The 13,096-nt window shown below is 67.4% G+C and carries 10 protein-coding genes; 3 read left to right on the top strand and 7 right to left on the bottom strand.

The features are described from left to right. Positions 1 to 76: 76 nt before the first annotated feature. Positions 77 to 1,240: a helix-turn-helix domain-containing protein gene (locus D9R12_RS03860; protein ID WP_122228217.1), complete on the top strand. Its 1,164-nt coding sequence runs from the start codon at positions 77 to 79 to the stop codon at positions 1,238 to 1,240. A gap of 22 nt (positions 1,241 to 1,262) precedes the next feature. Here the strand turns inward: D9R12_RS03860 and D9R12_RS03855 are convergent, their stop codons facing one another. The 6 genes from D9R12_RS03855 to otsB form a co-directional block, all read right to left on the bottom strand. Further along, complete coding sequence (locus D9R12_RS03855) at positions 1,263 to 1,745, bottom strand: YajQ family cyclic di-GMP-binding protein (protein WP_014161776.1); 483 nt, start codon at positions 1,743 to 1,745, stop codon at positions 1,263 to 1,265. A gap of 496 nt (positions 1,746 to 2,241) precedes the next feature. After that, entirely contained in the window at positions 2,242 to 2,544 is a 303-nt protein-coding gene (locus D9R12_RS03845) for a hypothetical protein (protein WP_014161774.1), read from the bottom strand. 175 nt (positions 2,545 to 2,719) lie between these two features. Then, the gene (locus D9R12_RS03840) at positions 2,720 to 3,412 is read right to left on the bottom strand and encodes an OmpW/AlkL family protein (protein ID WP_014161773.1); all 693 of its coding nucleotides are present in this window, start codon (positions 3,410 to 3,412) and stop codon (positions 2,720 to 2,722) included. Between the two features lie 367 nt (positions 3,413 to 3,779). Further along, positions 3,780 to 5,147, bottom strand: a complete 1,368-nt coding sequence (otsA, locus tag D9R12_RS03835) for an alpha,alpha-trehalose-phosphate synthase (UDP-forming) (protein WP_122228211.1) — start codon at positions 5,145 to 5,147, stop codon at positions 3,780 to 3,782. Further along, positions 5,144 to 6,925: a glycoside hydrolase family 15 protein gene (locus D9R12_RS03830; protein WP_122228208.1), complete on the bottom strand. Its 1,782-nt coding sequence runs from the start codon at positions 6,923 to 6,925 to the stop codon at positions 5,144 to 5,146. The genes otsA and D9R12_RS03830 overlap by 4 nt, the downstream gene beginning before the upstream one ends. A 198-nt stretch (positions 6,926 to 7,123) precedes the next feature. Further along, positions 7,124 to 7,864 (bottom strand): trehalose-phosphatase, encoded by a 741-nt coding sequence (otsB, locus tag D9R12_RS03825; RefSeq protein ID WP_122228205.1) that lies wholly within the window; start codon positions 7,862 to 7,864, stop codon positions 7,124 to 7,126. Positions 7,865 to 7,961: 97 nt separating this feature from the next. Between otsB and D9R12_RS03820 the strand changes: the two genes are divergently transcribed. Continuing rightward, the gene (locus D9R12_RS03820; protein ID WP_425479036.1) at positions 7,962 to 9,548 is read left to right on the top strand and encodes a dihydrolipoyllysine-residue acetyltransferase; all 1,587 of its coding nucleotides are present in this window, start codon (positions 7,962 to 7,964) and stop codon (positions 9,546 to 9,548) included. Positions 9,549 to 9,686: 138 nt separating this feature from the next. Then, a complete protein-coding gene (gene lpdA / locus D9R12_RS03815; protein WP_122228201.1) occupies positions 9,687 to 11,888 on the top strand; it encodes a dihydrolipoyl dehydrogenase in 2,202 nt (733 codons plus the stop codon). Between the two features lie 134 nt (positions 11,889 to 12,022). Here lpdA and D9R12_RS03810 read toward each other — a convergent pair whose 3' ends face one another. Beyond that, on the bottom strand, positions 12,023 to 12,853 hold the full coding sequence (locus D9R12_RS03810; RefSeq protein WP_014161767.1) for a TonB-dependent receptor: 831 nt from the start codon (positions 12,851 to 12,853) through the stop codon (positions 12,023 to 12,025). Positions 12,854 to 13,096 lie beyond the last annotated feature (243 nt).

The raw sequence follows: 13,096 nt of genomic DNA, 5'->3' as shown, positions 1-13,096 counted from the left end.
TTGATTCGACGACCGGTTGATTGAGGCGTTGCAGCGTATCCTTCGCAGTCGGTGAAACGGCGAAGGGCCGGTGCCGATGTCCATGTTTCCGCTGATGCAGCAACAGCAGCTCGATGTGGCCCGTACCCGGTTTGCGCAGGGCGAACCGCTGCCGGAGGCCCTGCTTCCCGATGGCCTGTCGCGCTCCTGGGAGCGTTCGCGCCGGGCCGGCGTGCAGCCCTGGCAGGCGCCGCAGTACGACATCGCGCAGCGCCCGCACAACGTGCGCGAGCAGCCGGACGACCGTCGTCTTTACCAATCCGTGCATGAGGAAATCGAGCAGCTGTGGAGCGCCTTCGGGGGCCCGACGTGGACCATCTTCTGCGCCAATCCCCAGGGTGTGATCGTGCACGCCCGGCACAGCCCGTCCTGCGATGACGCGGTCCTGCGACCGATCGTCGCTGGTCGGCGCATGGCCGAATGCGACATCGGCACCACTGCGCCCAGCTGTGTGCTCAGCGATGGTCGCGAGGCAACCGTGCAGGGCAACCAGCACTACCTGCGTGCATTCGCGCAGATCTTCTGCCTGTCGGTGCCGCTGTGGGGCACCGAAGGCCAGGTGATCGGCGCGCTGGACATCACCGGGCGCGGCCAGCGCGATGCCGGGCTGCTGCAGGAGCATTTCCGCCGGGCCTCGCTGTCGGCCGAACATCGGCTGTTTGCCACGTTGCGCCATTGCCATCTGCTGGCAGTCCAGCACGATCCACGCTGGCTGGCCACGCCGCTGGCCGGGATGCTGGCGGTCGACGAGGACGGCGGCCTGCGGGCCGCCAGCCGGGTGGCGCGACGCATGCTGGGCCTGCCTGTGCAGGGCGCGGTGTCCACCTGGACGCTGGAGCAGCTCTTCGAGGACGCCTTGCCCGCGCAGCAGCGTCGCCTGCTGCAGCCGGCGCATCACGCGCAGCGGCTGGCTCGCGCCGACGGCAGTCACCTGTGGGTGCAGCACCTGCGCGCGCCGCTGCGCGGCGTGGCCGCGGCTGCGCGCCTGCAGGCGCATCCGAGCGTGCCCGCGCCAGCGCGCGCGGTCGGACCGGCGCCCGGCGACGGCGATCTGCAGGAACACACGCTGCGGGCCATCGTCCAGGCGCTGGGCGAGCGCGACGGCAACATCGCCGCCACCGCACGCCAGCTGGGCATCTCGCGCACCACGCTCTACGCCAAGCTGCGCCGGGCGCGTGACGCAGGCCTGCTTCCCGGCTGACTCCGCCGGCCTCCCGCGGTTTTCAGTCGCGGAAGTTGTCGAACTGCAGCGGCTGTTCGAACTGCTGCTTCTTCAACAGCGCGATGGCGTCCTGCAGGTCGTCGCGCTTCTTGCCGTTGACCCGCAGCTTGTCGCCGTTGATCTGGGTGTCGACCTTGAGCTTGGCCTGCTTGATCGTGGCGGCGATCTGCTTGGCCAGCTTCTGTTCGATGCCCTGCTTGACCGTGATCTTCTGGCGGGCGCCGGCCAGGTTGGTTTCGACCTCGCCAAATTCCAGGCAGCGCGCATCGATGCCGCGGGCGATCAGGCGCGCACGCAGGATGTCCTCCATCTGCTTGAGCTGGAAATCGCTGGGCGCGGACTGATTGATGGTGTCCTCTTCCAGCACGAACCTGGCGTCCACGCCCTTGAAGTCGAAGCGGGTGGACAGCTCGCGGTTGGCCTGGTCCACCGCATTGGTGAGTTCGTGGCGGTTGACCTCGGAAACGACGTCGAAGGACGGCATGGCGTGCACCGGAAACTGGAAAAAAGAGGTGCAAGGGTAGCGCAGCCGCTGCAAGGCGCCAGTCGTGGCGGCGAGCGGGCCATCGTCACCGCGCACAGGTGCCGCCATGATCCGATGCGGGCCCTTGCTCGCGCGGGGAGCTCCACGCCATGCCGCTGCTGATCGTGTTGGGGTCCTCATGCTGGTGCTGGTGGCCTGGGTGCTGCTGCTGCCGCTGTGGCTGTCCCTGCGCTCGCGCCAGGGCAGGGCTCGTCGCCGGCTGGTGCGGCTCAACGCCTGGGTCCTGGGTGATGCTGGGGTCGGCCGAGGTGTTGGTGGCCAGCATGGCGCTGACCGGGCACTGGTGGCCCGACGCCCTGGCGCATGCGCTCTGCGGCCTGGTTGCGGGTCTGTGCACCGGCACGCTGGCCGTGCTGCTGGGACGGCCTGCTGCTGGGCCATGGCCTGGCCACGGCCTGGGGCTTGCGCTGGCGGCTGCCGCGCAGGCCTTGAGCGATCAGATCTGGTCGTCTTGGTCGTTGAGGATCTCGATCGCGCTGTCAGTGGCGCGGGCGATGCGCTCGACCACCTCGTGCACGCGGCGCACGCCTTCCTCGTTGGGCGCCTCGACCTCGATTACCGAAAAGCCCGGCGCAGCATCATCGCTGAGGCCGGCCGAACTGGAATCGTCGTCGTCCATGTGCGGCATCAGGTCTTCGATCTCCTCGACGTGCTCGATGCCTTCGATGGCTTCCAGCGCGTGGGTCAATGCCAGGGTGGCGTCGTCGGTGCCGGTGACGCGCAGGCGGACGGTGGGCATGCGGTGCTCCTGATGAAGTGTTGGGCCACGATGCTGACCACGCCGGTGCGAAGGTGCGGTGAGCACAACGGGTTGCGGTGCTTGCTGCATGCATGAAAAAAGCGACGGACCGGCAAGGTCCGTCGCTTCGATCAGGCATGGCCACCGATGCATGGCCGCGCGGCGGGCGCTTCGTTTAGAAGCGGGCGCCGATGCCCACGCCCACGGTCCACGGACTCAGGTCCAACTCCTCGCCGGTGCCGCTGCCGTTGACGGTCAGCTCCGGCGACCCATCCAGGTAGCGCGCATCGACACGGGCGAACCAGGTCGGGTTGATGTTCATGTCCAGGCCCACGGTGCCGATGGCGCCCTTGGCGTCCTCCACCCCGACGTGTGCGCCCGGCACACTGCCCAGCGTTTCGTTACTGAAATTGGACTGGTAATAGCCCAAGCCCACGAACGGACGGAACACCTGGTCCGGCGTGCCGAAGTGATACTGACCGCTGATCGCCAGCGGCAGCTGGTCGACACGGCCGACCTTGCCGGCGTTGTCGCTGACGTCGTGCTTGAACTTGTCGGCCGCGCCCCACAGCTCCACCGCGATGTTGGGCGTGGCGTACCAGCTGGCGCTGATGGTCGGGGCGGTGTCGCCGTCCACGTCCAGGCTCGAGCCATCCAACGGGCGCGAGGACGGCTGCAGCACCGTGGCACTGCCAACCACGGCCCAGCGCTTGTAGGCGGCATCGGCGTCGCCGCCGGTGGTGCTGTTGGTGGCCACCCCGCGCGGGCTGCCATCGTTGTCGGTCGCCGCGGCGACGGCGTCCTGTGCAAACACGGGGGGAGCGGCGAGCAGCGGCACCAGGGCCAGGCCAAACAGGCGAATCTTCATGGGTTTACCTCTTCGTTCTTGTGAGTTGCGGCCCGCCTCGATGGCGGGACGGCGCAACCATAGGAAGCGGAAGATGAACACTTGCCCGCACTCGGGTCAGCATTCAGGCTGACCCCCAGCCGCGCTTCATCTTGTTGTAGGCGGTGCCCGCCGCATCGCCAATGGCGACGTAGAGAAACGTTAAATCCTGGCGGATTTCTTCACGCTGACGCGGTCGGTTTGTGGCCGTGGCGAATTCATCCTAGACCCCTCCCGGCGTTGGCATTTGCGCACACGATGCATCGGTTGTCAGGCGATGGAAGCCGGTGCATGTGGCGCGGCGGGCGGGCGGGAAAATCCTGGCGGGACAGTTGCAGCAAGCCTGCGGTCACACCGCTTCCAGCGCCTTGAGGTAGTTCTGTCGCCACTCGGCGATGTCGTGTTTTTGCAGGTGCTCGAACATCGCCCGCCAGCGCTCGATGCGCTGCGGCCTGGGCATCGCCGCGGCGGTGGCGATGGCGTCGGCCACCCCGTCCAGGTCGTGCGGGTTGACGATCAGGGCCTGGGTCAACTCGCCGGCCGCGCCGGCCAGCAGCGAGAGCACCAGCACGCCCGGGTCTTCCGGATCCTGGGCGGCGATGTATTCCTTGGCGACCAGGTTCATGCCGTCGCGCAGGGGCGTGACCAGGCCGATGCTGGCGGCGCGGAAGAAGCCGGTGAGCGTGGCGTGGGTGTAGTTCTGGTTGACGTAGCGGATCGGGGTCCAGTCGGCTTCGGCGTAGGTGCCGTTGACGTGGCCGGCGATCTGCTCCAGCTGGCTGCGCAACATCTGGTATTCGGCCACCTCGCCGCGCGAGACCGGCGCGATCTGCAGGAAGGTCAGGCTGCCGCGCTGCTCCTTGTACCGCTTGAGATAACGCTCGAAGCCGGCAAAGCGCTCGGGCAGGCCCTTTGAATAATCCAGCCGGTCCACGCCGATGGCCAGCTGTCGCCCGCGCAGGCTGTCGCGCAGCTCGCGCACGGCCGGCTTGTTGATCGCGGCCCTGGCTTGCTGGGCGATGAAGCCGGTATCGATGCTGATCGGGAAACCGCCGGTCTGCACGCGGCGTCCGTCCGGTGCCTCGACCAGGTCGCCACCGAGCACCTTGCCGCCGCCATACAGGCGCACATAGGCCTGGAAGCGCTCCACATCGCGTCGGGTGTGGAAGCCGATCAGGTCGTAGGCATACATCGTGCTGAAGAAGCGCTGATGGTCCGGCAGCGCGGCCAGCAGGTCGGCCGAGGGCATCGGGGTGTGCAGGAAGAAACCGATCCTGCAGCCGATCCCGCGTTCGCGCAGTCGTGCGCCCAGCGGGATCAGGTGGTAGTCATGGATCCAGACCGTATCGCTGTCCTTCAGCAGCGGCGCCAGCTTGTCGGCAAACAGGGCATTGACCCGGTGGTAGCCCTCGCGCTTGCTGCGGTCGTAGTCCACCAGATCAAGACGGAAATGCAGCAGTGGCCACAGCGCGCGGTTGGCGAAGCCGGTGTAGTAGGCATCGTGGTCGGCGCGGTTGAGGTCCATGGTGACGAAGGTGATCTGGCCGTCGACCTGCTCGTGCAGGGTGCCGCTGTCCTGGCGGGTGACCTTGCCGCTCCAGCCGAACCACAGCCCGCCGCGTTCCTTCAATGCCGCGCGCAGGCCGGTGGCCAGACCGCCGGTCTGCGGCTGGCCGGGCAGGGCGACCCGGTTGGAGACGACCACCAGGCGGCTCATGAGGCCTCCTGCCAGGAGCGCGACAGGCGCATGGCGGCGATGATCAGGCCCACGTGCGAGTAGGTCTGCGGGAAGTTGCCCCAGGCCTCGCCGTCGTCGAAGGCCAGGTCCTCCGAGAGCAGACCCAGGTGATTGCGGCGCGCCAGGATGCGTTCGAACATGCCGCGCGCCTCCTCGGTGCGGCCGATGGCGGCCAGCGCATCGATGTACCAGAAGGTGCAGATGGTGAAGCTGGTTTCCGGCTCGCCAAAGTCATCGGGCGCCACGTAGCGGAACAGCGCATCGCCCTTCTTCAACGTGTTGCCGATGGCCTCGACGGTGGCGATGAACTTGGGATCGTCGGCGGCGACCAAGCCGATGTCGGCCAGCAGCAGCAACGAGGCATCCAGGTAGTCGCTCTGGAATGAGGCGCTGAAGTAACCCAGCTCCTGGCGCCAGGCGCGTGCGACCGTGTGGCTGCGGATGGTGTCGGCACGCTCGCGCCAGCGCGCGGCGCGTTCGCCCAGGTCAAGGCGCGCGGCGATCTTGGCCAGGCGGTCGCAGGCGGCCCAGCACATCGCCGCGGTGTAGGTATGGACTTCGGCGCGGCCGCGGAATTCCCACAGGCCCGCGTCGGGCACGTCGTAGAGGGCGAAGGCGCGCTCGCCCAGGGGTTCCAGCCGCTCGAAGGTGTGCACATCGCCGGGATCGACCAGCCGCTGGTCGAAGAACAACTGGGTCGAGGCCAGCACCACACTGCCGTACACGTCGTGCTGCTTCTGGATCCAGGCCAGGTTGCCGCGCCGCACCGGGCCCATGCCGCGGTAGCCGGCCAGGCTGGGGATCTCATCCTCGTGCAGCTCCACGGCAAAGTTGATGCCGTACATCGGCTGCAGCGAGCCGTCATGGGTGGCGATGTTGAAGATGTAGGCCAGGAACTGCTCCATGGTGCGGGTGGCGCCCAGCCGGTTGAGCGCGCGCACCACGAAGGCCGCATCGCGCAGCCAGCAGTAGCGGTAGTCCCAGTTGCGCGGAGTGTTGGCCGCTTCCGGGATCGAGGTGGTCATCGCCGCGATGATCCCGCCGGAGTCCTCGTACTGGCACAGCTTGAGCGTGATCGCGCTGCGGATCACCGCGTCCTGCCAGTCCAGCGGGACCGACAGGTAGCGCACCCACTCGGTCCAGTACAGGCGGGTGTTTTCCTCGGCCTCGCGCACGTAACCGGCCAGCGAGCGGCGCAGTGATTCGTCCACGCCCAGCACCAGGTGTAGCTGATGGTTCAGGACGAACGAGGTTTCCTCGCGGACCAGGCGCACCGGCACGTCGGTGGTCAGGCGCAGGGTGAACTCGGGCAGGACCCAGCGAATATGGTTGCTGCCCCAGGTCGAATCGGGCTTGCGCGCGCCCCAGTCGGCCAGCGGTCGGGCGCGCACGCGGATACGCGGGTTGCCGGTGAGCGGGCGCACCTGGCGAATGATGCTGACCGGCCGGTAGAAGCGCTGGTTCTCGCGCCAGCGCGGGGCGAAGTCGATGATCTCCAGCGCATTGCCATGCGTGTCGCGCAGCACGGTGCGCAGGATCGCGGTGTTGGTGATGTAGTGCTGCTCGCTGGATTGAAAGTCTTCCAGCTCCACCGCGAAGTCGCCACCTGCCTGGTCCCTGGGCGAGAGCAGGCTGCAGAAGGCCGGGTCGCCATCGAAGGCCGGCATGCAGCTCCAGACCACGCGCGCCTGCTTGTCGATGAGGGCACCGAAACTGCCGTTGCCAATGACGCCCATGTCCAGATTCGGGTGGCTCATGCGTGCTCCAGGGTTGTCGCGGCGGGGACGGGGGAAGGGGAGAGTGGCGGGACCGGGGACTCGGGACCCGGGTCCCGGGAGGAGCAAGAGCAGGTGCAACATCAATATCAACAGCAGCAACAGCAACAGCAACAGCAACAGCAGGCTTCCGAGGTTGACCCGCCAGGTCTCGGCTTTTCCGGGTCCCGGGTCCGAACACTAAAGGTTCGACTGCAGCCAGGCGTGCACCGCGGTGACGTCGGGCAGGGCATACATCGCATGGCTGTTGGGGCGCCGGCCGACCAGCACGCTCCAGCCGCCGAGCGCATTGGCCGCCTCGAAGCCGTATTCGTCGGTGAGGTCGTCGCCGACGAATACCGGAGTGCGCCCGGCAAATGGCGGGTGTTCCATCAGCCTGCGCACCGCGCGACCCTTGTCCACGTCGGCCGGGACCAGTTCCAGCACCTGGTCGCCGGGCTGGATGCGGTAGCCATCCAGCCGCGGGGCAAAGCGCGCGGCCAGTGCCTGCAACGCATCGGCAGCCTGCGGTGCGGCGCGCCAGTGCAGGGCGACGGCACCACCCTTGTCCTCCACCCGCACGCCCGGATAGCGGTGGGCCAGCACGGTGGCTTGGCGATGCAGCTCGGCCAGCGCGTCAGGGACCTCCCGTGGAGCCTCCGGTGCGCCGCGCAACTGCTGGCCGTGCATGCCGGCGGCGGGCAACAGGAGCGGAGTGAAGACCTGGTCCAGCGTCGCCAGTGGCCGGCCACTGACCACGGCCAGGGCGCCGCCCAGCCGGTCGGCCAGCCTTGCGAGCGTGTCCAGCCCGCCGCTGGGGAGCGCCACGGTGCCGGGATCGTCCTGGAATTCCAGCAGGGTGCCGTCCACATCCAGGAACAGCGCGCAGCGCTCGGGCAACGCCGGTGGCGGCGGAAATCGGTTCGGGGAGCTGACGGTCATGGCCGCGGTCTTCGACAGGCAAACATTCGGTGGCCGGCATTCTTGTCACATGCCGGTGAACACCCGGTGTTCATCATGAAGCAACGGCTGGAACCGGGTGGAAGACGAAATATCGTCTTTGAGTGACGCGTTTTCGCCCTGCGACCATCCGCCAAGGTTGGCCGGCCGCCGGGCGGACGTACAATGGCCCGCCCGCCCCACATGCAATCCAAAACCGGAGTTCCCCAAGATGGCTCAAGCCCAGGAAGCACGCGTTCCCGACATCGGTGACTACCGCGACGTGCCCGTGATCGAGGTGCTGGTCTCCGTCGGGGACACGGTGAAGAAGGATCAGGGGTTGATCACCCTGGAGTCGGACAAGGCCACCCTGGAAGTGCCGGCCGCGTTTGGCGGTGTGGTCAAGGAACTCAAGGTCAAGGTCGGCGATACCCTGTCCGCAGGCGACGTGGTCGCCTTGATCGAGCCGCAAGGCGAAAGCCAGGCCGCCGCGGCCAAGGCCGAACAGGAAGCCGAGGCGGCGCCGGCCAAGGCCGTCGCGCCGTCGCCGGCCAGGCCGGTCGAACCCGACGCGCCGGTCGAGCCGGTCGACACCAGCCCCACGCCCGACAAGCTGACCCAGCGCGAGATCGCGATGTCGCAGTCGCGCACCGCCTCGGGCGCGACCTCCGGCCAGGCCGAACCGCCATCGCCGCCGACCAGCACCCCGCCGGTGAGCTTCGACGCCGCGCGGGTGATGCCTGACAAGGTGCCGCACGCCAGCCCGGCCGTGCGCCTGTTTGCCCGCGAGCTGGGCGTGGACCTGCGCCAGGTCACCGGCAGCGCCCGCCATGGGCGCATCACCAGGGAAGACGTGCAGGGATTCGTCAAGCAGGCCCTGGCCGGTGGCGGCGCGAGCGCCGCCGGGGGTGGCAACGGCCTGAGCCCCGGATCAGGTCCCGGGCAGGCGCTGCTGCCGTGGCCGAAGGTGGACTTCAGCAAGTTCGGCCAGACCGAGGTCAAGCCGCTCAGCCGCATCCAGAAGATCTCCGGCGCCAACCTGGCCCGCAACTGGGCCATGATCCCGCACGTCACCCAGTTCGATGCGGCCGACATCACCGAGCTGGAAGACCTGCGCGTGGCGCTCAACCAGGAAGCGGAAAAGTCCAGGTCCGGCGTCAAGCTGACCCTGCTCGCCTTCCTGATCAAGGCCAGCGCCGCGCTGCTGAAGAAGTACCCGACCTTCAATGCCTCGGTGGATGCCTCCGGCGAGAACCTCACCCTGAAGCAGTACTTCCACATCGGCTTTGCCGCCGACACCCCCAATGGGCTGGTCGTGCCGGTGATCCGTGACGTGGACCGCAAGGGCATCAACGAGATCGCCGCCGAGACCGGCGAGCTGGCCGGCAAGGCCCGCGAGGGCAAGCTCGGCCCGGCGCAGATGAGTGGCGGCTGCTTCTCGATCTCCTCGCTGGGCGGCATCGGCGGCACCGCATTCACGCCGATCATCAACGCGCCGGAAGTGGCGATCCTGGGCGTGTCCAGGTCGTCGATCCAGCCGGTGTGGGACGGCAAGGCCTTCCAGCCGCGCCTGATGCTGCCGCTGTCGCTGAGCTACGACCATCGGGTCATCGACGGCGCGCTTGCCGCGCGCTTCACCGCCGATCTGGCCAGGGTCCTGGGCGACATGCGCCGGGTCCTGCTGTAAGGCCAGCGACGATGGGGCCTTGCGCGGCGATGCTGCGCAGCCGGGGTGAGCGCACGACCATGGAGGGTCGGGCCGTCTCTCCGGGGCCGCTGAACACACGCCAGGGATGGCATCCGCCCAATTCCTACGAGGCTGCGCATGGCAAACACCATTGAAGTGAAGGTTCCGGACATCGGCGATTTCTCCGACGTGCCGGTGATCGAGGTGCTGGTCTCCGTTGGCGACACCGTCGCCAAGGAACAGGGCCTGATCACCCTGGAATCGGACAAGGCCACCCTGGAAGTGCCGTCTCCGGCTGCCGGTGTGGTCAAGGAGGTCAAGGTCAAGGTTGGCGACACGCTCAGCCAGGGCGATCTGGTGGTCGTGCTCGAAGGTGAGGACCAAGCGGCTGCACCAGCAGCGGCCAAGCCCGCCGCGCCGGCCAAAGCCGCGCCCGAAACCCCCAAGCCCGAAACCCCCAAGCCTGAAGCCAGCAAGCCTGAAGCCAGCAAGCCTGAAGCCAGCAAGCCTGAAGCCAGCAAGCCTGAAGCCAGCAAGCCCGCTACCGGCGGCCCGATCGAAGTGCGGGTGCCCGACATCGGCGATTTCTCCGACGTGCCGGTGATCGAGGTGCTGGTCTCCGTCGGCGACACCGTCGCCAAGGAACAGGGTCTGATCACCCTGGAATCGGACAAGGCCACCCTGGAAGTGCCGTCTCCGGCCGCCGGTGTGGTCAAGGTGGTCAAGGTCAAGGTCGGTGACCCGCTCAGCCAGGGCGACCTGGTCGCGATCCTGGAAGGCGAGGGCGGCGATGTTGCCGCCGCGCCGGCGGCCGCCGAAGCGGCGCGCGCCGCGCCGCCGGTGACCCCTTCCCCCGCCCGGCCCGATGCCATCGCAGCACCCAGGGCCGCCGCCGGCACCGGCAGCAAAGCCGACATCCAATGCCGCCTGGTGGTGCTCGGCTCCGGCCCCGGCGGCTACACCGCCGCCTTCCGCGCCGCCGACCTGGGCCTGGACACGGTCCTGATCGAGCGTTACCCCGCCCTGGGCGGGGTCTGCCTCAACGTCGGCTGCATCCCGTCCAAGGCGCTGCTGCACTCGGCCAATGTCATCGACGTGGCGGCCCACGCGAGCGAATGCGGAGTCGAATTCGCCGCGCCCAGGATCAACCTGGACAAGCTGCGCGAGTACAAGGACAAGGTGGTCGGCAAGCTCACCGGCGGCTTGGCCGCCATGGCCAGGCAGCGCAAGGTGCAGGTGGTGCAGGGCACCGGCGTGTTCGTCTCGCCCAACGAGATCCAGATCACCGGCGAGGACGGCAAGCCCCAGCTGCTGCGCTTCGAGCAGTGCATCATCGCCGCCGGCTCGCAGGCGGTGAAGCTGCCCAACTTCCCCTGGGACGATGCGCGGGTGATGGATTCCACCGACGCGCTGGAACTGGCCGAGGTGCCGAAAAAACTCCTGGTCGTCGGCGGCGGCATCATCGGCCTGGAAATGGCCACCGTGTACGGCGCCCTGGGCAGTCAGGTGACGGTGGCGGAGTTCATGGACCAGCTGATGCCCGGCGCCGACAAGGACCTGGTCAAGCCGCTGGCCGACCGTCTGAACAAGCAAGGCGTCAGCGTCCACCTCAAGACCCGGGCGGCCGGGGTCAAGGCCGAGAAGAAGGGCATCACCGTCACCTTCGAATCGGCCACCGAGGGCGAAAAGCCGGCGCTGGAATCGGGCACCTGGGATCGGGTGCTGGTCGCGGTGGGCCGCACGCCCAATGGCAACAAGATCGGTGCCGACAAGGCCGGCGTGCAGGTGACCGAGCGCGGCTTCATTCCGGTCGACCCGCAGATGCGCACCAATGTGCCGCACATCTTTGCCATCGGCGACATCGTCGGCAACCCGATGCTGGCCCACAAGGCCAGCCACGAAGGCAAACTCGCCGCCGAAGTCGCCGCGGGGGAAAAGAAGGAATGGGTCGCCCGGGTGATCCCCTCGGTCGCCTACACCAACCCGGAAATCGCCTGGGTTGGCGTCACCGAAACCGAGGCCAGGGCCAAGGGACTCAAGGTCGGCGTGGCGAAATTCCCGTGGGCCGCCAGCGGCCGCGCCCTCGGCATCGGCCGCACCGAAGGTTTCACCAAGCTGATCTTCGATGAAGCCACCCACCGCATCGTCGGCGGCGCCATCGTCGGCGTGCATGCCGGAGACCTGCTGGCCGAGATCGGCCTGGCCATCGAAATGGGCGCAGAAGCCGAAGACATCGGCCACACCATCCACGCCCACCCGACCCTGAGCGAGTCGGTCGGCATGGCCGCCGAGGTCTACGACGGCACGATCACCGACCTGTACATCCCGAAGAAAAAGTAAGCAACGCCGCCGCTTTCGGCCCCGCAAGCAGCACGTAGGGCGGGTCTCGACCCGCCGCTCCGGTTGCAGCCGCCAAGCGAAAGGGCCGCGATCTGCATCGCGGCCCTTGCTCGTCCCTGTGGTGGTGCGTGTCTTCAGAACGCGAAGGTCAAACCGGCCACCGGTCCCTTGAATTCCAGTTCCAGACCGGCACGGCCTGTCACATCGCCGGAAGAGTAGTTCTCGTTGTAATCGATGTCGAACCAGTCATAGCCTGCATAGACCCCGAAGTTGGGCGTGAACTTGTATTCCACGGCCGCATTGGCGCGCTTGATCTTGCCGGTGTAGTCGAAGTTGCCCCACTCGGCGTCCAGATACTGGCCCTGCACATTGATCATCCAGTGCTCACCGGGAATGGCGGTGAAGCGCAGACCCACCACCGGCGCGATGCCGTCTTCCTCTACCGACTCGCGGAAACTGCCAAGCTCGCCGGCATCTCCGCTCACGGTCGCGTCGATCTTGGCCCACTCCGCGCCCAGCTCCAGTCCCAGCGATACGTTTTCGGTTTCGATCACGGCGAAATCATAGATCAGGCTTGCCAGCTGGAACTTGGTCTCCAGTTTGACCGAGCTGTCCGCCGGCACCGAATAGCCGCCGAAGGAAACGTCCTGTCCAATGGTCTGGGTGTTGTCCTTGTCGTAGCTGAAGTAATCGAAGATCAGCCGGTTGCGATCGCTGATTTTCCAGACGCCATCCACGCGCGGCGAGACTTCGGAGCTTCCGAAATCGAAATCCTCACTGCCACTGAAGCTCTGGTCCACGGTATTGGCGCTGCCTTTCAGGGTTGCATCGCCGTCGGCGCTCATCGCGCCGATGCGCAGGGTGAAGGCGCTGTCGCCTTGGGCCTGCGCAGCGGCCGGGGCGGCAAAGGCGGCCAGCGCCGCAGTGGTCAGGCCAGCCAAGGTCAGGGAAGAAAGGGCTTTCATCAAAATTGCTCCTGCAAAAATAGGTCACCGGCGGGCGCCAGCGAGGGCACAAGCTGCACCGGCTCTCGTGCAGGATCGGTGAAGAATTGGAAGTTGAAGATTCAAATATGGAACGCGGACAAGGCACCTTTCGAGGTGGGTCTTGTGCGCCGGCGGCATCGTGTGCCGGCGGCGCAGCTGGCGCACGCTGCGGCGATGGGCGCGCGCTGCCTGCGCAGGCCAGCGATCCCGTTGGCGAGGGCA

The sequence above is a fragment of the Pseudoxanthomonas spadix genome (genome assembly GCF_003703395.1).
Classification (GTDB): Bacteria; Pseudomonadota; Gammaproteobacteria; order Xanthomonadales; family Xanthomonadaceae; genus Pseudoxanthomonas_A; species Pseudoxanthomonas_A spadix.
Note: the sequence above shows the minus strand (reverse complement) of the source record. Positions and strands in the feature narration are given on the sequence as shown.

Bases quoted from the DNA above. Each gene is read 5' to 3' on its own strand.
- lpdA (WP_122228201.1), top strand. From the start codon at position 9,687: ATGGCAAACACCATTGAAGTGAAGGTTCCGGACATCGGCGATTTCTCC.
- D9R12_RS03810 (WP_014161767.1), bottom strand. From the start codon at position 12,853: ATGAAAGCCCTTTCTTCCCTGACCTTGGCTGGCCTGACCACTGCGGCG.
- D9R12_RS03845 (WP_014161774.1), bottom strand. From the start codon at position 2,544: ATGCCCACCGTCCGCCTGCGCGTCACCGGCACCGACGACGCCACCCTG.
- otsB (WP_122228205.1), bottom strand. From the start codon at position 7,864: ATGACCGTCAGCTCCCCGAACCGATTTCCGCCGCCACCGGCGTTGCCC.
- D9R12_RS03855 (WP_014161776.1), bottom strand. From the start codon at position 1,745: ATGCCGTCCTTCGACGTCGTTTCCGAGGTCAACCGCCACGAACTCACC.
- otsA (WP_122228211.1), bottom strand. From the start codon at position 5,147: ATGAGCCGCCTGGTGGTCGTCTCCAACCGGGTCGCCCTGCCCGGCCAG.
- D9R12_RS03830 (WP_122228208.1), bottom strand. From the start codon at position 6,925: ATGAGCCACCCGAATCTGGACATGGGCGTCATTGGCAACGGCAGTTTC.
- D9R12_RS03860 (WP_122228217.1), top strand. From the start codon at position 77: ATGTCCATGTTTCCGCTGATGCAGCAACAGCAGCTCGATGTGGCCCGT.
- D9R12_RS03840 (WP_014161773.1), bottom strand. From the start codon at position 3,412: ATGAAGATTCGCCTGTTTGGCCTGGCCCTGGTGCCGCTGCTCGCCGCT.